A 22,498-nucleotide genomic window follows, 5' to 3' on the forward strand; every position below is an offset into this window, starting at 1 on the left:
TTGTTTTCACTCCTAATGGACAAATTCAGGCAGCTGGCCAGTGGGTAAGTGTATAGAAAGGCTTTTCAGTTTTTCAACTGAAAGCTTCACTCCTCAAACCCTGACGACCATCTGCCTATAAATAGATTGCAGCTTTATAACGGATTTTAGACAGCTCGTATGACATTTTTTTGAATCAATCCGTCACATTTAACTCATGTACATCCCGCCGTTCACCGGGATTGTAGCCCCAGTAACGTAAGCCGCACCGTCCGACGCAAGAAAAGCGACCACAGACGCGATCTCTTGAGCTTGCCCCAGGCGGCCCAGCGGAATTTGTGTCTGCAAGGCTTCACGCTGCGCCTCTGGCAGTTCGCGAGTCATATCGGTGTCGATGAACCCAGGGGCCACCGAGTTGACCGTAATCGAGCGCGAACCCACTTCACGCGCCAGAGCGCGACTGAAACCTTCCAGACCTGCCTTGGCGGCTGCATAGTTTACTTGGCCTGCGTTGCCCATGGCACCCACAACCGAACCAATACTGATAATTCGCCCCCAACGCGCCTTGGTCATGCCACGCAAAACCCCCTTGGACAGGCGAAACAGACTGTTCAGGTTGGTGTCGACGACGTCATGCCATTCGTCATCTTTCATGCGCATCATCAGGTTATCGCGGGTGATACCGGCGTTATTCACCAGAATCGCCGGCGCACCAAACTGCTCCTGAATGCTTGCCAGCACAGCCGCTACGGACTCGTCGCTGGTGACATTGAGTTCAAGACCGGCGCCTTGAATACCGTTCTCTTTCAGGGTTGCCGCGATGCGCTCAGCGCCCAAAGCCGAAGTCGCGGTACCCACCACGATAGCGCCCTGACGACCCAGTTCCAGTGCGATAGCCTGGCCAATACCACGGCTGGCGCCGGTAACCAGTGCAACTTTACCTTGCAGACTCATGCAGGCTTCTCCTAAGTTCAGGCCAACGCTGCACGAGCAGCAGCGAAAGCATCCGGGGTGTTCAGGTTAGAGGTCGACACGCCTTCGGCGCAGCGCTTGTTCAGGCCAGCCAGGACTTTGCCCGGACCGCATTCAACCAGTTGAGTAGCGCCTTTGGCGGCCAGCACCTGGACCGACTCAACCCAGCGAACCGGCTTGTAGAGTTGTTCGAGCAGATCGCGCTTGAGGGTTTCCAGATCCGGCGCCACATCGGCGCTGACGTTCTGTACCAGCGGGATTTGCGGAGCCTGCCAGTTGATCGCAGCGATCGACTCGGCGAAACGCTCGGCAGCCGGGCGCATCAGCTCGCAGTGCGACGGCACGCTGACCGGCAGCGGCATGGCGCGCTTGGCGCCACGCGCCTTGCAGCCTTCGATGGCGCGCTCGACAGCAGCCTTGGCACCGGCAATCACTACCTGGCCCGGCGAGTTGAAGTTGACCGCACTGACGACTTCGCCTTGCGCCGCTTCGGCACAGGCAGCCAGCACATCGGCATCGTCCAGACCGAGGATTGCGGCCATGCCGCCCTGTCCAGCCGGCACCGCCTCCTGCATCAGCTGACCGCGACGCTCTACCAGCTTCACCGCATCACCCAGACTCAGGCTGCCAGCCGCGACCAGCGCGCTGTATTCGCCCAGGCTATGACCGGCAACGTAAGCCGGACGTGCGCCGCCCTCAGCCAGCCACAGACGCCACAAGGCAATCGAAGCGGTGAGAATCGCCGGTTGAGTTTTGTCGGTTTGATTGAGTTGCTCTTCCGGCCCTTGCTGGGTCAGTGCCCACAGGTCGTAACCCAGAGCTTCGGAAGCTTCATTGAAAGTTTCAAGGATCAACGGATATTGCGCGCCCAACTCGGCCAGCATGCCGAGGGACTGCGAACCCTGTCCTGGAAAGACGAATGCGAGGGAAGCAGACATGTAACAAGCCCCTAATGATCTTGTCGCCGGAGAATTGACGTCCTGTACGGCTGGACGCAAGAAACTGACAGTTGGATGGCCAATTGAACTGAGCGGTCACATTTAAGCATTGTCCGACGAAAATGCCTAAAGCAACAAATCCTCAAGGCGACCGTGAAGCCGCTGCGGCAGGTTCTCCTGAATCTCGATCAAGGCGCGCTGAATGGCACTCTGAAAGCCCTGCACACCGGCCGAGCCATGGCTTTTAACGACGATTCCCTGCAAACCGAGGAAGCTTGCGCCATTATGTCGCGCAGGCGCCAGATCGGCCTGCAGGCGCTTCATCAGCGGCAACGCCAAAGCCCCGACCATTCTCGATGCCAGGTTTTGCTTGAACAACGCCTCGATCCGACCGGCAATCATGGTCGCCAGCCCCTCGCTGGATTTGAGCAGGATATTGCCGACAAAGCCGTCGCAGACCACCACGTCAGCCTCACCGCGGTACACGCCATCACCCTCGACGAAGCCGATGTAATTCAGCCCGCGAGCGTTTTGCAGCAGCGTGGCCGCCAGCTTGACCTGCTGATTGCCCTTAATGTCTTCCGTGCCGATGTTCAGCAACGCGACCTTCGGGCGAACAATGCCCAAGGTTTCAGCCGCCACCGAGCCCATCACCGCGAACTGGAACAGGTGCTCGGCACTGCAATCGACATTCGCGCCCAGATCGAGCAACTGGCAATAACCACGCTGGGTCGGAATCGCCGCCACCATGGCCGGCCGATCGATACCCGGCAAGGTCTTGAGCACATAACGCGACAACGCCATCAGCGCACCGGTATTACCGGCACTGACACACGCCTGAACCTTGCCATCGCGCAACAACTCAAGCGCAACCCGCATCGAGGAGTCCGGCTTGCCGCGCAAGGCCTGGGAAGGCTTTTCGTCCATGCCGATGACATCGCTGGCCGGCACAATCGTCAGGCGCGCGCGATCCACAGCCGACTGGCTGGCAATCAATTCTTCTAAAAGGGAGGGTTGACCAACGAGGGTCAGGTGCAGCGAGGGCGTAGCAGACAGACAAGCAAGGCTGGCCTGAACAATGCTGCGGGGACCGAAGTCCCCGCCCATTGCGTCAATCGCGATGACTTGAGCGGACAAGGATTACTCGTCAGCGCCCTTGTCGATCACTTTACGGCCACGGTATACGCCTTCTGGCGATACGTGGTGACGCAGGTGAACTTCACCAGTGGTCTTTTCTACGGACAGGGTGCTTGCCTCGAGAGCATCGTGCGAACGACGCATGTCACGGGCGGAGCGGGATTTTTTGTTCTGCTGAACAGCCATAATTGATTAACTCCTAAACGTTTGGGTCACGCTTTAACTGCGCCAATACACTGAACGGGTTGGACCGCGTTACCTCGTCCTCGCTCGGTTCGGGCTCATCGAGACCCGCCGGCTGCTGGCATTCTTCCGGATGATGAGCAGGCACAATGGGCAAGGCGAGCAGAAGCTCCTCCTCGATCAGTGACTGCAGATCCAAAGGATCTTCGCCCAGTTCCAGCACGTCATAACCTTTCGGCAACGACTGGGTATTCGCACCCTCCTTCACCACAGCATAACTGCATTCGCTGTGAATCGGCAGGGTGACCAGCTCAAGACAACGCTGGCAAACCATTTTGACTTCGGTGTCGATAAAGCTGTGGATTACCACAGACTTACGTTCATCTCGTTCAAAAACGAATTTAGCCTGCACCGTACCGACAGTGTCGGAAAGCGGGTCGCAGAGTCTCTCCAAATCGGCCAGCAGCATTTCACCTTGAAGGGTGGTGCCACGATCAGCCAATTTGCGCGGGTCAACGTGAGGTGGAATCGGGTCATTCAACATAGGCGCAGCATTATAGGGATGCACCCAGCCATGTCAAAGGAAATTCAGCCCTGTCCGTCACTTGGAAGCCCCGCTAGAATTTGCGACTGACTTTTGGAGAGCCGTATGCTGCCTTTATTACTTGCTTCAAGCTCGGTTTATCGCCGCGAATTATTGGCCCGCTTGCAGCTGCCATTTACCTGCAGCTCACCGGATATCGACGAAAGCCACCAACCGGGCGAGTCAGCCATCGAGCTGGTAAAACGCCTGGCGCATGAAAAAGCCCGCGCGCTGGCCGACAGTCATCCTGCCCACCTGATTATCGGCTCAGACCAGGTCGCCGTGCTCGCCGAGCGGATTATCGGCAAACCCCACACCTTCGAGAAGGCCCGCGAGCAGCTACTGGCTGCCAGCGGCGCCAGCGTGACCTTCCTGACCGGCCTGGCACTGCTCAACAGCCAGACTGGCCACTGCCAGCTCGACTGCATCCCTTTCACCGTACACATGCGCACACTCGACCAGGCACGCATCGAACGCTACCTGCGCACCGAACAGCCCTACGACTGCGCTGGCAGCTTCAAGGCCGAAGGGTTGGGCGTGAGCCTGTTTCAAAGCACCGAAGGCCCGGACGCCACCAGCCTGGTCGGCCTGCCATTGATTCGCCTGGTGGATATGCTGCTGGCGGAGGGCGTGCAGATCCCCTAAGAGTCAAAAGATCGCAGCCTGCGGCAGCTCCTACACAAGCGCCCCGCAGGCTGCGATCTTTTGATCAAAAAAAACCGGCCACGCGGGCCGGTTTTTTCATGTCGTGCAGCAATCAGCGCAATGTCGGGCCTTGAAAGCCCATCCACATGGCCAACTGCTCAGCCACGCTGGCGCCGAGCTTTTTTGAGAAGCGGTCGAACGTCGACTCTTGAACCGTGAAGTCGACCAGCTCTTTCTCGCCGATCACATCACGCGCCACTGAGCTGGCACTGCCCAAACCATCGATCAAGCCCAATGGCAGCGCCTGCTCGCCTGACCAGACCAGCCCGGAGAACAGCTCCGGATGCTCTTTGTCTTTCAGGCGATCGCCACGGCCTTTTTTGACGCTGGCGATGAACTGCTGATGCGTGGTGTCCAGCACGCCCTGCCAGAACTCGGTTTCATCAGGCTTTTGTGGCTGGAACGGATCGAGAAACGACTTGTGCTCGCCCGAGGTATAGGTCCGACGCTCGACACCGAGCTTCTCCATGGTGCCGACAAACCCGTAACCGGCCGCCGTCACACCAATCGAACCCACCAGACTCGCCTTGTCCGCGTAGATCTGGTCTGCCGCGCTGGCGATGTAGTAAGCCCCCGAAGCACCAAGATCGGAAATCACCGCGTAAACCTTGGTACCTGGATGCAGAGAACGCAGACGACCGATTTCATCGTAGACATAACCCGACTGCACCGGACTGCCGCCCGGGCTGTTGATTCGCAGCACGATGCCCTTGACCTTCGGATCCTCGAACGCCGCGCGCAAACCACCGACGATATTGTCGGCACTGGCCGACTCCTTGTCGGCAATCACCCCATTCACTTCGATCAACGCCGTATAGCCCGACCCGCGAGTCGCGCTTTTTTCAATATCCATCAGCGGCGTAAAGAGGATCAACGCGATGAACAGATAAACAAAGGTCAGCAACTTGAAGAAAATCCCCCAACGCCGCGAACGACGCTGCTCTTGCACGCCTGCAAGCAGGGTTTTCTCCAGTAGCTTCCAGCTTTTGTCGTCGCTACCTTCAGCACTGGCCTTGGCTGGCGCCTTCCATTCGTCGGTCATTCCATCCACCCCAACAAAAACTTAATTGGCCCGCTGACCCAGCCAGGCGTGCAATTGCGAAAAATGATCAATGGCCAGACACGGCTCGAACACGCGCAAGGCCTCTATCGATTGAGCACCATAGCTGACGGCGACCGAATCCATCCCGGCGTTGCGCGCCATCTGCAGATCGAACGACGAATCCCCCACCATCAACGCCTGCTCCGGGCGGACGTCGCAATGGGCCAGAATCTGTTCAAGCATCAGCGGATGCGGCTTGCTGGCAGTTTCATCGGCGGCGCGGGTGATATCGAAATAATCCTCCCAGCCGTGGGACTTCAGCACACGATCCAGTCCGCGACGCGCTTTTCCGGTGGCCACCGCCAGGTGATAACCCTCGGCACGAAACGCCTCGAGCGACTCGACCACACCTTCAAACAACGGCGAAGGCACGGCCTCCGACGCGATGTAGTGATCCGCATAGTGCTGACGAAACGCCACTAGCTCGTCATCGCCAATCTCCGGATACAAGGTCCGAATCGCTTCCGGCAACCCCAGACCGATGATGCCCTTGACGGCCAGATCATCGCGCAGCTGAAAACCAGACCGCTGCGATGCCACATGCATCGCCTCGACAATCCGACCGATGGAATCAGCCAGAGTACCGTCCCAATCGAAGATCAGCAGTTTGTAATCAAGGCGCGACACTCAGGCGCTCCACAGTCTTGGCCCACATTTCATCGACAGGGGCCTGAAGCTTCAACTCGCCGCCATCAGGCAGCGGTACGGTGAGCATGTAAGCGTGCAGGAACAGGCGCTTGCCGCCCAGGTCACGAATTTCCTTGCTGAAATCGTCATCGCCGTACTTGGTGTCGCCGGCGATGCAATGCCCGACGTGCAGGGTGTGGACACGAATCTGGTGAGTCCGGCCGGTGATCGGCTTGGCTTCGATCATGGTGGCAAAGTCGCCAAAGCGACGCAGAACCTTGAACACGGTCACAGACTCCTTGCCCTCCTCCTCGTCGACCTCGACCATGCGCTCGCCGGAGCGCAGGTTGCTCTTGCCCAGCGGCGCACGGACTTGCTTGATCGAGGCCGCCCAGTTACCGCGGACCAACGCCATGTAGCGCTTGTCAACGCCATCGCCGCGCAACGCCGTGTGCAAGTGACGCAACATGCTGCGCTTTTTGGCGATCATCAGCAGGCCGGAGGTGTCACGGTCGAGACGGTGAACCAGCTCAAGCTCCTTGCAATCCGGACGCAACTGACGAAAGGCTTCGATTACCCCGTAATTCAAGCCACTGCCGCCGTGAACAGCGATGCCGCAAGGCTTGTTGATCACGATCAGCGCTTTGTCTTCGAAGACAATCGAGGCCTCGAGGCGCTGCAACAAACCTTGCGCCAAAGGCACAGGCTCGTCGCGTTCCGGCACACGCACCGGCGGCACGCGCACGATGTCGCCCGCCTGCAGCTTGTATTCGGGCTTGATCCGACCCTTGTTCACACGCACTTCGCCTTTACGCAAAATGCGGTAAATCAAGGTCTTGGGCACGCCTTTGAGCCGAGCGAGAAGGAAGTTATCAATACGTTGGCCGGCATATTCCGGCGAGACCTCAAGCAGTTGTACGCTAGGGGTCGAGGGGGCAGTAGTCGTCATGCCGCGAATGATATCAATTTTTTATGGAATTGAAGCACTTAATCATTGCTGCTATAGTCGCGAACGCCGCCAAAAGCGGCCTGGACAGAGGACAAACGGCAGATTGCCGGCCCTGACCAACGCAATTCATCAGGACGCGAGGCCGTCCTACGGGGCTTTCGCTACGTTGGAAGGTTCGTGATTGTAACGAGCGCAGGTGACATGAGGCCTGAAGCGAGCGCAGCAAACAGAGTAACCACTCGTCTGATGCGCCGATATTTACGGCCAGTTCACAAAGTGCAGTCAGTCTCGAATCAGCCCTTACGCGAATGCTTCGGAAACAACGCCTGTTACAAGCTGAGCGCTAGCGAAACAGCTCTCGCCCAGTCTTGTGTAGCCATGAGCGTGAACTCCCCATTGGAGAACACGGTAAATGCCAACCCGCTGCGGATTCTGCGCGCGGCAGCACCCGAATTATCAGGGATACGTGTAGGGTGGAGATGCACAACCGTCGGACTGTGTAGCACTAGGCTTATATTTAGACGCTTCATCTCGTCCACAGTCGCCGGTTGATTCCTCCTCCTGACTGAGTGCTTAAGTAGCCACAGCAAGCAGGACGCGTACGTCGCGACACCGACCCAATTGGTCGGACCTCGCTAGACACGGGAGTGGCCAACCACTCCTGACGCACCTGACACCGACCGTGAGAAGTCGTGTGTGCCGAACGCCGTTTCCGGCAGCCCGGAAACCGACGGTACTACATGAAAAGAATGCTGATTAACGCAACTCAACCCGAAGAGTTGCGTGTTGCACTGGTAGACGGCCAGCGCCTCTACGACCTGGACATCGAATCCGGTGCACGCGAGCAGAAGAAGGCCAACATCTATAAAGGCCGGATTACTCGCATCGAACCAAGCCTTGAGGCTGCCTTTGTCGATTTCGGCTCTGAGCGCCACGGCTTCCTGCCCCTCAAAGAAATCTCCCGCGAATACTTCAAGAAAGCTCCTGAAGGCCGCGTCAACATCAAGGACGTCCTGAGCGAAGGCCAGGAAGTCATCGTTCAGGTCGAAAAAGAAGAACGTGGCAACAAGGGCGCCGCCCTGACCACCTTCATCAGCCTGGCCGGTCGTTACCTGGTTCTGATGCCTAATAACCCGCGTGCCGGCGGTATCTCCCGTCGCATCGAAGGTGAAGAGCGCAACGAACTGCGTGAAGCCCTGAATGGCCTGGTAGCCCCGGCCGACATGGGTCTGATCGTGCGCACTGCCGGCCTTGGCCGCAGCAGCGAAGAAATGCAGTGGGACCTCGACTACCTGCTGCAACTGTGGACCGCCATCAAAGAAGCCTCGCTGGACCGCTCCGCACCGTTCCTGATCTACCAGGAAAGCAACGTGATCATCCGTGCGATCCGCGATTACCTGCGCCAGGACATCGGCGAAGTGCTGATCGACAGCGTTGAAGCCCAGGACGAAGCCCTGACCTTCATCCGCCAGGTGATGCCGCAGTACGCCAGCAAGATCAAGCTGTACGAAGACAGCGTTCCGCTGTTCAACCGTTTCCAGATCGAAAGCCAGATCGAGACCGCCTTCCAGCGCGTCGTTGAACTGCCTTCCGGTGGTTCCATCGTTATCGATCCGACCGAAGCCCTGGTGTCCATCGACATCAACTCGGCGCGCGCCACCAAAGGCAGCGACATCGAAGAAACCGCTCTGCAGACCAACCTTGAAGCCGCCGAAGAAATCGCCCGTCAGTTGCGCCTGCGCGACATCGGCGGCCTGATCGTCATCGACTTCATCGACATGACCCCTGCCAAGAACCAGCGCGCCGTGGAAGAGAAAGTCCGCGAATGCCTGGAAGCCGACCGCGCTCGCGTGCAAGTCGGCCGCATCTCGCGCTTCGGCCTGCTGGAAATGTCCCGTCAGCGCCTGCGTCCATCGCTTGGCGAAAGCAGCGGCATCGTCTGCCCACGCTGCAACGGCACCGGCATCATTCGTGACGTTGAATCACTGTCGCTGGCAATTCTGCGCCTGATCGAAGAAGAAGCCCTGAAAGACCGCACCGCCGAAGTTCGCGCACAAGTGCCGATTCCGGTCGCTGCGTTCCTGCTGAACGAAAAACGCAACTCGATCACCAAGATCGAACTGCGCACCCGTGCCCGCATCGTCATTCTGCCGAACGATCACCTCGAAACGCCGCACTTCGAAGTTCAGCGTCTGCGCGATGACAGCCCGGAAGCCCACATCAACCAGTCCAGCTACGAAATCGCTGCTGCCGCTGCTGAAGTGGAAGAAGTTCAACCGGCCGCCGCCACCCGCACCCTGGTTCGCCAGGAAGCTGCCGTGAAAACCGCTCCAGCCCGCGCCAACGCTCCGGTTCCGACCGAAGTCGCTGCCGCCCCGGTTGCTGCTCCAGTTGCCGCCCCTGAGCCAAGCCTGTTCAAAGGCCTGGTGAAGTCGCTGGTCAGCCTGTTCGCCACCAAGGAAGAGCCTGCTGCTCCGGTTGTGGTTGAAAAGCCAGCTACCGAGCGTCCGGCACGCAACGAAGAGCGCCGCAACGGTCGTCAACAGAGCCGCAACCGTAACGGTCGCCGCGATGAAGAACGCAAGCCGCGCGAAGAACGTGCTCCTCGTGAAGAGCGCGCACCACGCGAGCCTCGTGAAGAGCGTCAACCACGCGAAGCCCGCGAAGAGACTCCAGCAGTCGCTCGCGAAGAGCGCGCACCACGTCCACCGCGTGAAGAACGCGCACCACGTGCTCCGCGTGAAGATCGCAAGCCACGTGGCGAGCGTGAAGAGCGCCCGGTTCGTGAACTGCGTGAACCTCTGGATGCCGCCCCGGCAGCAGCAGCCGCTGTTGCCGCCGTAGCTGAAGAGCGTCCGGCTCGCCAGCCGCGCGAAGAGCGCGCGCCACGTCCACCGCGTGAAGAGCGTCAACCACGCGCCGAACAGGCTGCCGCTGCTGTTGCCGAAGAAGAGCTGCCGACCAACGAAGAGCAACTGCAGGAAGACGGTCAGGACAACGCCGAAGGCGATCGTCCACGCCGCCGCTCCCGTGGTCAGCGTCGTCGCAGCAACCGTCGCGAGCGTCAACGCGATGCCAACGGCAACGTAATCGAAGGCTCGGAAGAGTCCGAAACCAGCGAAGAGCCAACTGGCGCTGAACTGGCTGCCGGCCTGGCCGTTACCGCTGCTGTTGCCAGCACTGTGATCAGCGCTCCAGCTGAAGCCCAGGCTCACCAGCAAGCTGAACGCGCTACTGCTGCCGTGACTGAAGAAGCTGCTCAGGAAGTTGCTCAAGTTGAAGCGCCAGTCGTGGAAGCCACTACTCCAGTCGAAGCGCCAGCCGCTCCAGCTGTAGAAGTAGCTCCAACTCGTGAAGCACAGCCTGAAGTTCACGCTGCTGTTGAACCAGCCGTAGTTGCCGAACAGCCAGTATTCGCTGCCGAGCCTGTGGTTGAAGCCCCGGTCGTTGAAAAAGCGCCTGAGGTTCGTGAAGAGCAAACTGCGTTCAACTGGGTTGCAGAAACTGCGGCGGTCGAAGCTCCAGCGCCAGTCGCTGAAGCCCCGGTTGCTGCGGCCGAGCCTGCTCCGGTGGTTGAGGCTGCACCGGCTGTCGAAGCCGCCCCTGTCAGCGCCCTGACCCCAAGTGGCCGTGCGCCGAATGACCCACGTGAAGTGCGTCGCCGCAAACGTGAAGCCGAGCGCCTGCAAAAGGAAGCCGAACAGGCTGCCGCTGCTGCACCGGTTGTTGCTTCCGAGCCAGCCCCGGTTGTTGCTGAAGTCGTCGAGGCAGCCCCTGCCCCAACCGCTGAAGTGAGCGCCGAGCCTGCTGCCCCAACCATCGACGAAAATCTGCGTTCCGTCGAAGAAGTGGTAGAGCAAAAACCTGAGGCCCTGGAAAAAGAGCACGAGCCTAAACCCCTCGCCTGATTCCATCAGCCACTAAAAAGCCCCGCCTGGTGATCCAGGCGGGGCTTTTTTATGTCTTTAACATCACACCAATCCTCTGTGGGAGCGAGCTTGCTCGCGATAGCGGTGGATCAGCTTGCATCAATGTTGAATGTTAAATCGCCATCGCGAGCAAGCGAACGTCGCCCGGCCCTTCCCACACTGGATCTGCGCCGGGGCTACTTGAAGACCAACGCCGCAGGCACATCCACATCCCACAACACCCCGGGATCCTCCACCGCCACCTCAACGACTTTCGCCGACGCAAACAACGGCTTCGCCCCGCGATCACCGGACAACGCCATCAGCGCGGGACCAAACGAACGTCCAAACCCCACCGGATGCCCAAACTCGCCGCCCTGCACTGGTACGCTGACGGTATCGAACTCCATCCCCTCAACAATCTGCTCAATACTCGATGGCAGGGCAAACGGCATATCCCCCAATACCACCAGCCATCCATCCAGCGCCGGACACGCAGCAACCGCCGCCGCAATGCTGTCACCCATGCCCGCCGACGCCAACAACAGCACCTGGCAACCATAAGCCCGAGCCAGCCGTGCAACCTCTGGACGACCCGGCGTCGTCACCAGCAACCGCGCCTTAACGCCACTTGGCAGATTACGCAGCACCTGCTCGATCACCGGCCGCACAATGCCGTCGCGCCCTTCGCACATCGCCAGCAACTTGTCCTGATCGACACCGGCCACTTGTCGATAACGACTGCCCTGCCCCGCCGCGAGAATGACAGCGCCCACGTTCCGGTCGACATGACTCATCAGGCTTTGGCCTGCTGCCAACCTTGCAACTGGTAGCGCACCGGCAAACTGCGAATTCGCTTGCCGGTGGCAGCGAAAATCGCATTGCACAGCGCCGGAGCGATGGGCGGCACACCTGGCTCACCGACACCACCCAGCGGCACATTGCCGGGAGGCGTGACCAAATGCACCGCGACCTCTTTCGGCGCCAGGGACATGCGCGCTACTTCATACATATGGAAGTTGTCCTGCTGGACCTTGCCATCCTTGAAGCTGATTTCGCCCAGCACCGCGTTACCCAGGCCCATCACACAGGCGCCTTCGAACTGCGAGCGAATCCGTTCCGGGTTTATCTGCGGACCGCAATCCACCGCGATGTCGGCCTTGTGCACAATCAGCGTGCCGTCGTCTTTGACTTCTACCTCGATGACCGCCGCCACATAGGTGACGAAGCTGTAGTGCACCGCCAGCCCCAAACCACGACCCTTGGGCAGTTTACGTCCCCAACCAGCGCCCTTGGCCGCCGTTTCCAGAACGCCACGCAAGCGCGCCGTATCGATTGGGTAATGCTCTGGCGATTCACCGTAGTTCCACTCTTCGCTCAAGGTACGCGGATCGATCTGACGGTCCGGCCCCAACAGCTTGATCTGGTACTTCAGCGGATCCTGCCCGGCCTTGTGTGCCAACTCATCGACAAAGCTCTGAATCGCGAAACCATGAGGGATGTTCGACACCGAACGATACCAACCGACCCGGGTATGAGCTGCCGCGTCAGGGTTTTCCAGGCGCACGTTGGGAATCGCGTAGGCCATGTTGGTAAAGCCCATGCCCAACTCGAAGGCCGCCTCGTGATTCATGCCCGGAGCGAACAACGCGGTGATGCTCGGCGCCACCGTGCGGTGCAACCAGCCGGACGGCATGCCGTCCTTGTTCAGGCTAGCCTTGAGGTATTCCGCCGAGACAGTATGAAAGTACGAGCAGTGGATGTCGTCTTCACGGGTCCATTGCACACGCACAGCCTTGCCGGGAAATTCCTTGGCCAGGATTGCCGCTTCAATGATGAAGTCCGGCTTGGACTTGCGACCGAAACCGCCGCCCAACAAGGTGACGTTGACCGTGACCTTCTCGAATGGAATGCCCAAACGCTCGGCAATGCGCTCACGGGTCACTTGCGGTGCCTGACTCGGCGCCCAGGCTTCGCACTGGCCATCCTTGAAACGGGCGACGGCGACCATCGGTTCCATCGGTGATTGCGCCAGATGCGGCAAATAGTAGGCCGCCTCCAGACTGCTGTCGGCGCGGTTCATGGCCTCATCGATGTTGCCGGTGCTGCGCACCACTTTGCCGGGTTTCAGAGCGGCGGCTTCCAGTTCCTTGCGGTAGGCAATCGAGTCGTAAACGGCATTCGCGCCGTCATCCCACTCGATCTTCAGCGCTTCACGTCCTTTGATCGCCGCCCAGGTATTGCTGGCAATCACCGCTACCCCGCCCAACGGCTGGAACTCCGAGGGCAATGGGCGACTTTCAATCTGTATGACCTTGACCACTCCAGGGACTTTCAGCGCCGCGCTGGCATCAAAGGATTTGACCTTGCCGCCATACACCGCCGGCCGCGCCACGGTGGCGAACAGCATGCCGTCAAAATGCACGTCCGCACCGTAGATCGCACGACCGTTGACGATGTCCGCACCGTCGATAGCCTTAGTCCCTTCCTTACCGATATAACGGAATTCCGACGGCTGCTTGAGCCGCAGGCTGTCACGGGCAGGCACCGCCAGTACGCTGGCAGCGGCGGCGAGAGCGCCATAGCCCAGCTCGCGACCGGTCGGCTGGTGAATGACTTTGTGTAATTGGGCGCGGCACTCGCCAACCGGTACCTTCCACTGATCAGCCGCAGCCTGCTCGAGCATGGTCCGCGCGGCAGCACCGCAACGGCGCATCGGCTCGTACCAATGACGCATGCTGCGCGAGCCGTCGGTGTCCTGGTTGCCAAAGCGCACCTCATCGCCCGGCGCCTGCTGGACTTTGACCATCACCCAGTCGGCGTCCAGCTCATCGGCGACCACCATACTCAGGCTGGTGCGCACGCCCTGGCCCATTTCCGAGCGGTTGCAAAGCACCGTCACGCTGCCATCGGCGGCAATGCTCACGTAGACCTTGGGATCATCGATCCAGCCATTGGGCATGCCGTCGGCGCCGAACTTCTTCTCTTCGGCGAACGCGCCCTGCCAACCCCAACTGGCCGCCAGCACCAGCGCACCGGTCGCGCCAACACCTTTGAGAAAACCACGACGGCTGAGATTGCTCAGGGCGAAATCATTCGGTAGCTGGCTCATGCCTTGCTCTCCTGCAAATGAGTGGAGGCCTGGCGGATCGCGGTCTTGATGCGGTTGTACGTGCCACAGCGGCAGATATTGCCGACCATCGCCTGTTCGATCTGTTCATCGCTGGGATTGGGGTTGGTCTTGAGCAACGCGGTGGCCGACATGATCTGCCCGCCCTGGCAAAAACCGCACTGGGCGACCGCCGTGTCGAGCCAGGCCTGCTGGACGACCTGACCGACCGGATCGCTGTGCAGGTTATCGATGGTGCTGACGTCCTGCCCGATCACCGAACCGATCGGTGTGATGCAGCTGCGTGCCGGGGCACCGTCGATGTGGATGGTGCAGGCACCACACAGGCCCATGCCGCAACCGAATTTGGTGCCGCTGTAACCGGCCACATCGCGGATTGCCCAGAGCAGTGGCATGTCCTCGGTGACGTCGAGCTGATGATCTTGACCATTGAGCTTCAGGGTAATCATGGGCGCGCCCGCATATGTGTAGGGTTATGCAACAAATAGCTGCATCGTTAGGAGGCTAAGTTAACTCAGCATTAACAAAAAAGCCCTGCAACCAAGGTAGGTGTGCAGGGCTCTGAATTCAGCGATCAAGCGTAGCTCAATACTGATTCGGCTCCATTTCCAGCTCGACATGGAAGCGTTCGGCGATGTCTCTCTGGATCCGCTGTGCCAGCTTGAGCAGTTCAAGCCCGGTGGCCGTGCCGTAGTTGACCAGTACCAGCGACTGCAAGCGATGCACGCCGGCGTCGCCGTCACGAAAGCCTTTCCAGCCTGCCTGTTCGATCAACCAGCCGGCCGCCAGCTTGACCCGGCCGTCTGCTTGCGGATAACCGACCAGGCCCGGGTGGGCAAGCCGGATTTCATCCGCCAGCACCGCCGACACCAACGGGTTCTTGAAGAAGCTGCCGGCATTCCCGAGCACTGCCGGGTCGGGGAGTTTCTCGTTGCGAATGCTGCAAATCGCCTGACTGACATCGGTTGCGGTCGGATGATCGATGCCTTGCTCGGTCAAACGCTGACGAACCGGACCGTATTCCAAATGCAAATGCTCGACACGATCCAGCGCAAATCGCACTCGCAGGATCAACCAGCGACCGACCTGCTGCTTGAACAGGCTGTCACGGTAGGCAAAGTTGCACTCGGCCAGGGTGAAATCGCGCAGCTCACCGGTCTGGCGGTCCAGCGCGGTCAGCCCGGCGAACACATCCTTGATCTCGACCCCATAGGCACCGATATTCTGCATCGGCGCGGCACCGACCGTGCCGGGGATCAGGCTGAGGTTCTCAAGGCCCGACAGGCCCTGCGCCAGGGTCCACTGCACGAACGGGTGCCAGATTTCGCCGGCCTCGGCTTCGATCACCACCTGACTGCCGTTGTCGCTCAATACGCGGATACCACGGGTGGCCATGCGCAGCACCAGCGCTGGAATATCTGCGGTCAGCAACAGGTTGCTGCCACCGCCGATTACCAGCAGCGGCACGTCGTGCGCTGCCGAATAAGCCAGCGCCTCGCGCACATCGGCGTCGCTGTGCGCTTGCGCAAACAATTGCGCACGCACGTCCACGCCAAAGCTGTTGAACGGCTTCAGCGAAACCTGCGATTGCAGGTGCAAAGTCATAAACGTCCCTTCAATTCAATCACCAGCAAATCACTGGCGCGCTCGATCAGGTCAAGCACCTGCTCGAAGCCTTGATCGCCGTCGTAATAAGGATCCGGCACTTCATCCACGCTCGATTCATAGCGACGCAGAAACAAGTCCAGCTCTGCCCTGCCCTTCGCCGGTTGCAACGCCTTGAGGTTGCGCAGGTTGCTGTGGTCCATGGCCAGGATCAGGTCGTAGCTGGAAAAGTCGGCGCGTGTGACCTGCCGGGCACGCTGCGCGGACAGGTCATAACCACGGCGCAGGGCTGCGGCCTGGCTGCGTTTGTCCGGCGCCTTGCCGACGTGCCAGTCACCGGTGCCCGCAGAAGCCACTTCGACCTGGTCGGTCAAACCGGCTTCACGCAGTTTGTGCCGCAGCACACCTTCAGCCGTGGGTGAACGGCAGATGTTGCCCAGGCAGACGAACAAAACCCGCATCAGGCCTCCAGCAGGCGACGAACGCGCTCGAGGTCTTCTGCCGTGTCGACACCCGGCGGCGGTGCAATCAGCGCATCGGCGACGTGAATCCGCACACCGTGCCAAAGCGCACGCAGTTGTTCCAGACACTCGGTGTTTTCCAGCCAGCACGGGCCCCAGCTGACGAAGTCATGCAGGAAACCAGCGCGGTAGGCATAGATGCCGATGTGGCGGCGGTAAGGAACCTTCTCCGGCAATGCAGCCGGCAATTGCTCGCGGCTCTTGGCGAAATCGTCCCGCGCCCACGGCAAGGTCGCACGACTGAAGGTCAGCGCCAGACCATTCAGGTCGCTGACAACCTTGACCACGTTCGGGTTGAACAGGGTCTCAACGTCTTCGATCGGCTCGGCCAAGGTCGCCATACGCGCTTCGGTATGGGCCGCGAGGTTGGCTGCAACCTGATCGATCACGCTCGGCGGAATCAACGGCTCGTCGCCTTGCACGTTGACCACGATAGCGTCCGGCGCCAGGCCCAGTTGGGCAGCGACTTCAGCCAGACGATCGGTGCCGGAGTTGTGGTCCTCGCGAGTCATCACCACTTCAGCGCCAAATGCCTTGCAGGCCTCGACGATGCGCGCATCGTCAGTGGCGACGACCACCCGTTGCGCGCTGCTTTTGCTCGCCTGTTCCCAAACGTGCTGGATCATCGGCTTGCCGGCAATCATTTGCAGGGGTTTGCCCGGCAGACGGGTGGAAGCAAAACGCGACGGAATCACGACGGTGAAGGCAGTGCTCATTTATCCAGACGCTCGTCGGCCGTCAGGGTGCGCGCTTCGCTTTCGAGCATCACCGGAATGCCATCACGAATCGGATAAGCCAGACCGGCGCCTTTGCTGATCAGCTCGGTTTTATCAGCGCTGAGCTTGAGCGGACCTTTGCAGATCGGGCAAGCGAGGATGTCGAGCAATTTGGTGTCCATGAGCATTCCCTGGAAAAAAGCGTTTTAAGGCAAAAGACGCGCGGGCAACAGCCGCATCAACTGCGTATCGAACCAGGCCACAAAGGCCGGTGATGGCGCAGCATCGACCGCCAGATACCACCAGTCGGCGGCCGCGAAGGGTCGGCATTTCACCGCATCCTTCTCGGTCATCACCAACGGCAGTGATGGCGTGAAATTCAAGGCCGCCGCGCTGTACTCGGCGTGGTCGGCAAAAGCATGTGCAACAGGCTGCCAGTGTAGCGTTTCAAGGGTATTGAAGAAACGTTGCGGATTACCGATTCCGGCCACCGCGTGCAGGACCTGACCGGCAGGGAAATGCTCAAGCGAGCGGCGTTCGCCAGTCAGCAGGTTGACCAGCGCGGTCGGTTGCAGCAGGAAGGCAAAGCCGTCTTCACGATCTACCGAGGCACCGTTGTAGAGCAGCGCATCGACGCTTTGCAGGCGTTCGACCGGCTCACGCAGAGGGCCTGCCGGCAGACAGCGTTTATTGCCCAGTCCACGGGCGGCATCGATCAGCACCAACTCAAGATCGCGCGCCAGACGGTAATGCTGCATGCCATCGTCAGACAGGATCAGATCCAGCGGTTCAGCGGCCAGCAGTGCCTGCACGGCGCGACTGCGATCCGGATCGATCATCAACGGCACACCGGTGCGCTGGACGATCAACAGCGGTTCATCGCCAGCGACGGCTGCGCTCTGATCGGCTTCGACCCGCCAGGGCAATTGCGCCGGTTTGGCGCCATAACCGCGACTGACCACGCCCACCCGCAGGCCACTGCGTTGGCAGTGCTCGATCATCCACAGAATCAACGGCGTCTTGCCGGTGCCGCCGACAGTAATGTTGCCGACGACGATCAGCGGCACTGGTGGCTGGTAGATCTCGCCTTGGCCTGCCAGAAACCGTTCGCGCTTGGCCGTGACCACGCGCCGGTACAGCCACTCCAGTGGCTGCAAAAGCTTCAGCGCCGGATGACCGGCGTACCAGGCGGCGAGCAAACGATCGGACATGGCCATCAGGGCTTCGGCGCCGCCTCAACGGTGGTCATGCGCAAGTGCGTGAAACCCAGCTTGCCCGCGGCATCCATTGCGGTGATGACGGCCTGATGCTGGGTTTTGCCATCGGCGCTGATGGACAGCGGCAAGTGGGTGTCGCCATTCGATTCTTTCGTCAAGGCGTCGATCAGGCTGGCCAGATCGTTCTTCGGCAACAATTGGTTGTTGACCGAAAACACCCCGTCGGCGCTGATGGCGATGTCCAACTGCTTGGTCTGCTGGTCTTCAGCAGGCGATCCGCTGACAGCCTCCGGCAGGTCGACGCGCAACTGGGTTTCACGGGTAAAGGTGGTGGTCACAACGAAAAACAGCAGCAGGACAAACACCACGTCAATCAGCGACACGAGGTTGATGTCCACGTTCTCCCGTTGCTTGCGGCGAAACTTCACGCTTTGCCCTCAGCCAGATCAACGTCACGGTCGCCCTGCACCACTTCAACCAACTTGATGGCTTCCTGCTCCATGCCCACGACGAGTTCATCGATGCGCCGTTGCAGGAACCGGTGGAAGAACACCGACGGGATACCGACGATCAGGCCCGAAGCCGTGGTGATCAAGGCTTTGGAAATACCCCCGGCCAGCACCGCGGCGTTGGTGGTCATGCCCGTGCCCATGAACGAACTGAAGATATCGATCATGCCCAACACCGTGCCGAGCAGCCCCAGCAACGGCGCCATGGCGGCGATGGTGCCCAGCGCGTTGATGTAGCGCTCCAGCTCGTGGATCACCCGGGCAGCGGCTTCTTCGATGCACTCTTTCATGATCTCGCGACCATGCTTGGAGTTGGCCAGGCCCGCCGCAAGGATCTCGCCCAACGGCGAGTTGGCGCGCAGTTCCTTGAGTTTTTCCTTATTGAGTTGCTTGTCCTTGATCCAGACCCAGACCTGCCCGAGCAAATGCTCCGGGGTTACACGGCTGGCTCGCAAGGTCCAGAGACGTTCAGCAACGATCGCCATTGCCGCGATGGAACTCAGAATGATCGGCAGCATCATCCAGCCGCCGGATTTGACCAATTCCCACACAGTGACAGTCCCCTCGAAAAAGTCCGCCACTTTAACATACAGACTCGACAGAGCGACCCGGCACGCCACAGACCGTGTGTCGCATGGCGCGCCGCGCCGATGACTGGCGGCTATTGGCTGACGGGCGGCGGGTCACGCCAGAAACGTGATTGCTGACGCAATGATTCGGGCGCCTCGAACGCCCCCAGACGCAAACGCAAGGCGCCCTGTTCGGCGCTGTCATAGACCTGCATGCCCAACCTGCGATAACGCGCCAGCACTTGAGGATGGGGATGACCGAACGAATTGTCGTGCCCGCGAGAAATCAATACGGCTTTGGGGGCCAGCGCCGTGAGAAAGACCATCGACGACGAACTGCGACTACCGTGATGCGGCGCCTGTAGCCAGTCGGTTGAGACAGCCAGCGGACTCTCCAGCAACGCCTGCTCGGCGCGGGCATCAATGTCGCCGGTCAGCAGCAAGCGTTCACCATTGGCTTCGACTTGCAGGACGCAGGACTTCTGGTTGCTTTCGCTCGCCTCGGACCATTGCCAAAGCATAAAACCCACACCGTCCCACTCCCAGCGTTGACCGCTCTCACAGGCGTGCGCATGCAACTCGGCCGGCAGCGCTTGAGGATCACCGCTGAGCACCCGCGTCACCGGCAATCCGTTTGAAACCGAGCGCGCACCACCGGCGTGATCGGCATCGGCGTGACTGATCAGCATCACATCCAGCGTGCGCACTCCTAGCTTGCGCAACGACGGCAATACCACCCGCTCACCCAAGTCAAAATCACCGAAACGCGGACCGGCGTCGTAGAGCAACGTGTGATGACGCGTGCGGACCACTATGGCCAGGCCTTGCCCGACGTCCAGCTGCCAGATTTCGGCCATACCCTCAGGCACGGTTCTGAGTGGCGGGAACACCATCAACAGCAACATCGGCCAGCCCAACACCCGCATGGGCAAGCCTTTGGGCAGCAACAGCAGAAAAGCGCCGAAAGCACTTATCCCCCAGGCCCAGAGCGGAATCGCCGGTGCAACCCATGCCGGTATCTGCCCAGCCACCAACGCCAGGCCGTTGAACAGAACATCGAGCAAGCCACCGGCCAGCCACAACAGCCCCTCACCGACATAAGGCAGCGGCAACAGCAACGTCCCCAGCAAGGCCGGGGGCAACACCACCAGGCTGATCCACGGCACGGCCAGCAGATTGGTCAACGGGCCACTGAGACTGATGGGCAAACCGAGTATCAGCAGCAACGGACACAAGCCAATTGCGATCAGCCATTGCGCGCGCGTCCAGGTTTGCCACCAGCGCCAGGCGCCCAGGCGGCCGCCGAAGGTGAAAACCAGCACCGCCACGGCCGCAAACGACAACCAGAACCCCGGTTGCAAACTGGCCAGCGGCTCAAGCAATAGCACTGCATTCAACGCCAACAGCAATGGCCACCAGGCACCCAGATGGCGAAACCGCAGGCGCCATAACAACACCAGACCGATCATCACGCAGGCTCTGCGCACCGGCACCTCAAACCCCGCCAGCAGTCCATAACCGAGCGCCGCCGCGAATGCCATGCCGCAGGCCCAGGGCAACCAGGGTAATCTTTGCGGCCACAGGCCATAACGCGCCAATCCGGCAATCAGCAGGTAAACCATCCCGGCCAGCAAACCGATGTGCTGCCCGGAGATCACCAGCAAATGCACGGTGCCGGTGTCTTGCAATACACGCCAGTCTTCGCTGCTCAATCCGGATCCGTCGCCCAACACCAATGCGGCCAACGCCCCCGCACGACCCTGGGCATCAACCGCCAGCAAGCGCTGACGAATAGCATCACGCCAAGCCCCCTGTGCGGGTCGGAGCAATTGTCCGTCCTTGACGCTTCCCGTCGCGCCAATGCGTTGCGCCAACAGCCAGGCGTCGTAATCAAAGGCCTGCGGATTGAGCAGGCCCGTGGGGCGCTTCAATTTCACCGCCAGTCGCCAGCGCTCACCGCTGCTGACGGTCGGCCCACCGTACCAGGCCAACCGCATCAGCCTCGGCAATTGTGTGCGCCGCGCCGCGCCATCGGCCAATTCGAAACGCGCCACGCCTTGCGCGTTCTGCGGCAAGCCGACGACTCGTCCTTCGACCCAGCGGGTTTGCCCGTCGAGGTCCGGCGCCAAACGATCTGCCAAAGCCCAGTGCGCACTGGCACACGCCCAGCTGAAACCGAACAGAAAAAACGCCAGTGGATACGTGCGAAACGGCAACAGCATCAATGCCAGTACGGGTAATAACAGCAGTAACCCGACCGGTGGCAACACCGGTAAAAAACGCAAGGCCAACAGACCCAACGCGAGCGCCAACATCCCTGTGCGCATTAGCCTGTCCTTGAGAGTCCCTCCTCTTGGATTAGCCGAGTTACCAAAGTCCGCGTTTATTAATTGTCACAAAGTCTGAACTGGCGCTCAGTAGAATCCGGGCATACTTGCCGCTTGAACCGACCGAGAAGCCTTATGCCCCGGCGCTTATTCAAACGTTACATGCCAGACCCGACCAGCATTCGGGAACACAAATCCTTACGCTTTCTCGGCACGCTGCTGCACGACCCGAACCTCTGGCACCTCAATCGGCATTCGGTTGCGCGCGCCATGGCGATTGGAGTGTTCGCCGCGTTTCTACCGATTCCGTTGCAAATGCTGGTGGCGGCAATGCTCGCCATTTGGGTGCGAGGCAATATTCCGATCGCGGTGAGTCTGGTCTGGCTGACCAACCCAATCACCATGCCCGTGGTGTTTTACTGCACCTATCAGACCGGCGCCTGGCTGATGGATGTCCCCGCCCGCAGCTTGCCGGATGAGCTGACCTGGGAATGGATCAGCGGTGAGCTGTCGACCCTTTGGCAACCGTTTCTACTGGGCTCGGTGGTGGCCGGGCTGGTGCTCGGCGCGCTGGCCTACTGCCTGACCATGACCTACTGGCGCTGGTGGGTGGGTCGACAATGGAAGCGGCGCAGGCAAAACCGGATGCTCTGAATGCAAAACGGCCTCCTGAGTGGAGGCCGTTTTTATTGCTGTGTCTGGGCTGACGCCATCGCGAGCAGGCTCGCTCCCACATAGGCTCTGTGTCGATCACAAATTATGTGGGAACACCAATCCAGTGTGGGAGCGAGCCTGCTCGCGATGGCAGGCGGCGCGGTCGC

Annotated in this window: 22 protein-coding genes; 3 read left to right on the top strand and 19 right to left on the bottom strand. The window is 60.2% G+C overall.

The genetic code is table 11. The annotated features are described in order from the left end of the window. Positions 1–189: 189 nt before the first annotated feature. The 5 genes from fabG to BK659_RS00135 all read right to left on the bottom strand — a co-directional run bounded on the left by fabG (position 190) and on the right by BK659_RS00135 (position 3,753). Complete coding sequence (fabG, locus tag BK659_RS00115) at positions 190–933, bottom strand: 3-oxoacyl-ACP reductase FabG (protein ID WP_123423184.1); 744 nt, start codon at positions 931–933, stop codon at positions 190–192. 17 nt (positions 934–950) lie between these two features. Then, on the bottom strand, positions 951–1,889 hold the full coding sequence (fabD, locus tag BK659_RS00120) for an ACP S-malonyltransferase (RefSeq protein WP_123423185.1): 939 nt from the start codon (positions 1,887–1,889) through the stop codon (positions 951–953). 126 nt (positions 1,890–2,015) lie between these two features. Next, the gene (plsX, locus tag BK659_RS00125) at positions 2,016–3,026 is read right to left on the bottom strand and encodes a phosphate acyltransferase PlsX (protein ID WP_123423186.1); all 1,011 of its coding nucleotides are present in this window, start codon (positions 3,024–3,026) and stop codon (positions 2,016–2,018) included. A gap of 3 nt (positions 3,027–3,029) precedes the next feature. Next, entirely contained in the window at positions 3,030–3,212 is a 183-nt protein-coding gene (gene rpmF / locus BK659_RS00130; protein ID WP_003179396.1) for a 50S ribosomal protein L32, read from the bottom strand. Positions 3,213–3,225: 13 nt separating this feature from the next. Further along, the gene (locus BK659_RS00135) at positions 3,226–3,753 is read right to left on the bottom strand and encodes a YceD family protein (RefSeq protein WP_008152342.1); all 528 of its coding nucleotides are present in this window, start codon (positions 3,751–3,753) and stop codon (positions 3,226–3,228) included. 105 nt (positions 3,754–3,858) lie between these two features. Between BK659_RS00135 and BK659_RS00140 the strand changes: the two genes are divergently transcribed. Continuing rightward, entirely contained in the window at positions 3,859–4,437 is a 579-nt protein-coding gene (locus BK659_RS00140; RefSeq protein ID WP_123423187.1) for a Maf family protein, read from the top strand. Between the two features lie 112 nt (positions 4,438–4,549). On the opposite strand, the gene BK659_RS00145 is transcribed toward BK659_RS00140, so the two are convergent. From BK659_RS00145 to rluC, 3 genes are read right to left on the bottom strand one after another with little or no spacing between them, the layout of a single operon-like run. Then, positions 4,550–5,539: a S49 family peptidase gene (locus tag BK659_RS00145; RefSeq protein ID WP_123423188.1), complete on the bottom strand. Its 990-nt coding sequence runs from the start codon at positions 5,537–5,539 to the stop codon at positions 4,550–4,552. Between the two features lie 21 nt (positions 5,540–5,560). Continuing rightward, positions 5,561–6,226 carry an HAD-IA family hydrolase gene (locus BK659_RS00150; protein ID WP_123423189.1) on the bottom strand — a complete coding sequence of 222 codons (666 nt, stop codon included), beginning with the start codon at positions 6,224–6,226 and terminating at the stop codon, positions 5,561–5,563. Then, positions 6,213–7,175: a 23S rRNA pseudouridine(955/2504/2580) synthase RluC gene (rluC, locus tag BK659_RS00155; RefSeq protein ID WP_123423190.1), complete on the bottom strand. Its 963-nt coding sequence runs from the start codon at positions 7,173–7,175 to the stop codon at positions 6,213–6,215. The genes BK659_RS00150 and rluC overlap by 14 nt, the downstream gene beginning before the upstream one ends. A 740-nt stretch (positions 7,176–7,915) precedes the next feature. Here rluC and rne point away from each other — a divergent pair. Further along, entirely contained in the window at positions 7,916–11,083 is a 3,168-nt protein-coding gene (gene rne / locus BK659_RS00165; protein ID WP_123423191.1) for a ribonuclease E, read from the top strand. Positions 11,084–11,280: 197 nt separating this feature from the next. On the opposite strand, the gene BK659_RS00170 is transcribed toward rne, so the two are convergent. The 11 genes from BK659_RS00170 to BK659_RS00220 all read right to left on the bottom strand — a co-directional run bounded on the left by BK659_RS00170 (position 11,281) and on the right by BK659_RS00220 (position 21,677). Further along, positions 11,281–11,880 (bottom strand): nucleotidyltransferase family protein, encoded by a 600-nt coding sequence (locus BK659_RS00170; RefSeq protein WP_123423192.1) that lies wholly within the window; start codon positions 11,878–11,880, stop codon positions 11,281–11,283. Beyond that, the gene (locus tag BK659_RS00175; RefSeq protein ID WP_123423193.1) at positions 11,880–14,195 is read right to left on the bottom strand and encodes a xanthine dehydrogenase family protein molybdopterin-binding subunit; all 2,316 of its coding nucleotides are present in this window, start codon (positions 14,193–14,195) and stop codon (positions 11,880–11,882) included. Before BK659_RS00175 ends, BK659_RS00170 begins: the two co-directional genes overlap by 1 nt. Further along, complete coding sequence (locus BK659_RS00180; RefSeq protein WP_123423194.1) at positions 14,192–14,662, bottom strand: (2Fe-2S)-binding protein; 471 nt, start codon at positions 14,660–14,662, stop codon at positions 14,192–14,194. The genes BK659_RS00175 and BK659_RS00180 overlap by 4 nt, the downstream gene beginning before the upstream one ends. A 136-nt stretch (positions 14,663–14,798) precedes the next feature. Further along, on the bottom strand, positions 14,799–15,818 hold the full coding sequence (gene murB / locus BK659_RS00185) for a UDP-N-acetylmuramate dehydrogenase (RefSeq protein ID WP_123423195.1): 1,020 nt from the start codon (positions 15,816–15,818) through the stop codon (positions 14,799–14,801). Further along, positions 15,815–16,279, bottom strand: coding sequence for a low molecular weight protein-tyrosine-phosphatase (locus BK659_RS00190; protein WP_123423196.1), 465 nt, complete (start codon positions 16,277–16,279; stop codon positions 15,815–15,817). Before BK659_RS00190 ends, murB begins: the two co-directional genes overlap by 4 nt. Next, a complete protein-coding gene (gene kdsB, locus BK659_RS00195; protein ID WP_123423197.1) occupies positions 16,279–17,055 on the bottom strand; it encodes a 3-deoxy-manno-octulosonate cytidylyltransferase in 777 nt (258 codons plus the stop codon). The genes BK659_RS00190 and kdsB overlap by 1 nt, the downstream gene beginning before the upstream one ends. Then, positions 17,052–17,237, bottom strand: coding sequence for a Trm112 family protein (locus BK659_RS00200; protein ID WP_071551147.1), 186 nt, complete (start codon positions 17,235–17,237; stop codon positions 17,052–17,054). The genes kdsB and BK659_RS00200 overlap by 4 nt, the downstream gene beginning before the upstream one ends. 24 nt (positions 17,238–17,261) lie before the next feature. Then, entirely contained in the window at positions 17,262–18,272 is a 1,011-nt protein-coding gene (gene lpxK / locus BK659_RS00205) for a tetraacyldisaccharide 4'-kinase (RefSeq protein WP_123423198.1), read from the bottom strand. Continuing rightward, the gene (locus BK659_RS00210) at positions 18,272–18,700 is read right to left on the bottom strand and encodes an ExbD/TolR family protein (protein WP_123423199.1); all 429 of its coding nucleotides are present in this window, start codon (positions 18,698–18,700) and stop codon (positions 18,272–18,274) included. The genes lpxK and BK659_RS00210 overlap by 1 nt, the downstream gene beginning before the upstream one ends. Continuing rightward, the gene (locus BK659_RS00215; RefSeq protein WP_046031667.1) at positions 18,697–19,332 is read right to left on the bottom strand and encodes a MotA/TolQ/ExbB proton channel family protein; all 636 of its coding nucleotides are present in this window, start codon (positions 19,330–19,332) and stop codon (positions 18,697–18,699) included. Before BK659_RS00215 ends, BK659_RS00210 begins: the two co-directional genes overlap by 4 nt. A 110-nt stretch (positions 19,333–19,442) precedes the next feature. Further along, a complete protein-coding gene (locus tag BK659_RS00220; RefSeq protein ID WP_123423201.1) occupies positions 19,443–21,677 on the bottom strand; it encodes a DNA internalization-related competence protein ComEC/Rec2 in 2,235 nt (744 codons plus the stop codon). A gap of 135 nt (positions 21,678–21,812) precedes the next feature. Here BK659_RS00220 and BK659_RS00225 point away from each other — a divergent pair, with 135 nt between their 5' ends. Then, the gene (locus tag BK659_RS00225; protein WP_123423202.1) at positions 21,813–22,331 is read left to right on the top strand and encodes a DUF2062 domain-containing protein; all 519 of its coding nucleotides are present in this window, start codon (positions 21,813–21,815) and stop codon (positions 22,329–22,331) included. Positions 22,332–22,498 lie beyond the last annotated feature (167 nt).

The organism is Pseudomonas brassicacearum (genome assembly GCF_003732225.1).
GTDB classification, from domain to species: domain Bacteria; phylum Pseudomonadota; class Gammaproteobacteria; order Pseudomonadales; family Pseudomonadaceae; genus Aquipseudomonas; species Aquipseudomonas brassicacearum_E.

Bases quoted from the DNA above. Each gene is read 5' to 3' on its own strand.
- fabG (WP_123423184.1), bottom strand. From the start codon at position 933: ATGAGTCTGCAAGGTAAAGTTGCACTGGTTACCGGCGCCAGCCGTGGT.
- fabD (WP_123423185.1), bottom strand. From the start codon at position 1,889: ATGTCTGCTTCCCTCGCATTCGTCTTTCCAGGACAGGGTTCGCAGTCC.
- rpmF (WP_003179396.1), bottom strand. From the start codon at position 3,212: ATGGCTGTTCAGCAGAACAAAAAATCCCGCTCCGCCCGTGACATGCGT.
- BK659_RS00135 (WP_008152342.1), bottom strand. From the start codon at position 3,753: ATGTTGAATGACCCGATTCCACCTCACGTTGACCCGCGCAAATTGGCT.
- BK659_RS00140 (WP_123423187.1), top strand. From the start codon at position 3,859: ATGCTGCCTTTATTACTTGCTTCAAGCTCGGTTTATCGCCGCGAATTA.
- BK659_RS00145 (WP_123423188.1), bottom strand. From the start codon at position 5,539: ATGACCGACGAATGGAAGGCGCCAGCCAAGGCCAGTGCTGAAGGTAGC.
- rluC (WP_123423190.1), bottom strand. From the start codon at position 7,175: ATGACGACTACTGCCCCCTCGACCCCTAGCGTACAACTGCTTGAGGTC.
- rne (WP_123423191.1), top strand. From the start codon at position 7,916: ATGAAAAGAATGCTGATTAACGCAACTCAACCCGAAGAGTTGCGTGTT.
- BK659_RS00170 (WP_123423192.1), bottom strand. From the start codon at position 11,880: ATGAGTCATGTCGACCGGAACGTGGGCGCTGTCATTCTCGCGGCGGGG.
- BK659_RS00175 (WP_123423193.1), bottom strand. From the start codon at position 14,195: ATGAGCCAGCTACCGAATGATTTCGCCCTGAGCAATCTCAGCCGTCGT.
- BK659_RS00180 (WP_123423194.1), bottom strand. From the start codon at position 14,662: ATGATTACCCTGAAGCTCAATGGTCAAGATCATCAGCTCGACGTCACC.
- murB (WP_123423195.1), bottom strand. From the start codon at position 15,818: ATGACTTTGCACCTGCAATCGCAGGTTTCGCTGAAGCCGTTCAACAGC.
- BK659_RS00190 (WP_123423196.1), bottom strand. From the start codon at position 16,279: ATGCGGGTTTTGTTCGTCTGCCTGGGCAACATCTGCCGTTCACCCACG.
- kdsB (WP_123423197.1), bottom strand. From the start codon at position 17,055: ATGAGCACTGCCTTCACCGTCGTGATTCCGTCGCGTTTTGCTTCCACC.
- BK659_RS00200 (WP_071551147.1), bottom strand. From the start codon at position 17,237: ATGGACACCAAATTGCTCGACATCCTCGCTTGCCCGATCTGCAAAGGT.
- lpxK (WP_123423198.1), bottom strand. From the start codon at position 18,272: ATGGCCATGTCCGATCGTTTGCTCGCCGCCTGGTACGCCGGTCATCCG.
- BK659_RS00220 (WP_123423201.1), bottom strand. From the start codon at position 21,677: ATGCGCACAGGGATGTTGGCGCTCGCGTTGGGTCTGTTGGCCTTGCGT.
- BK659_RS00225 (WP_123423202.1), top strand. From the start codon at position 21,813: ATGCCCCGGCGCTTATTCAAACGTTACATGCCAGACCCGACCAGCATT.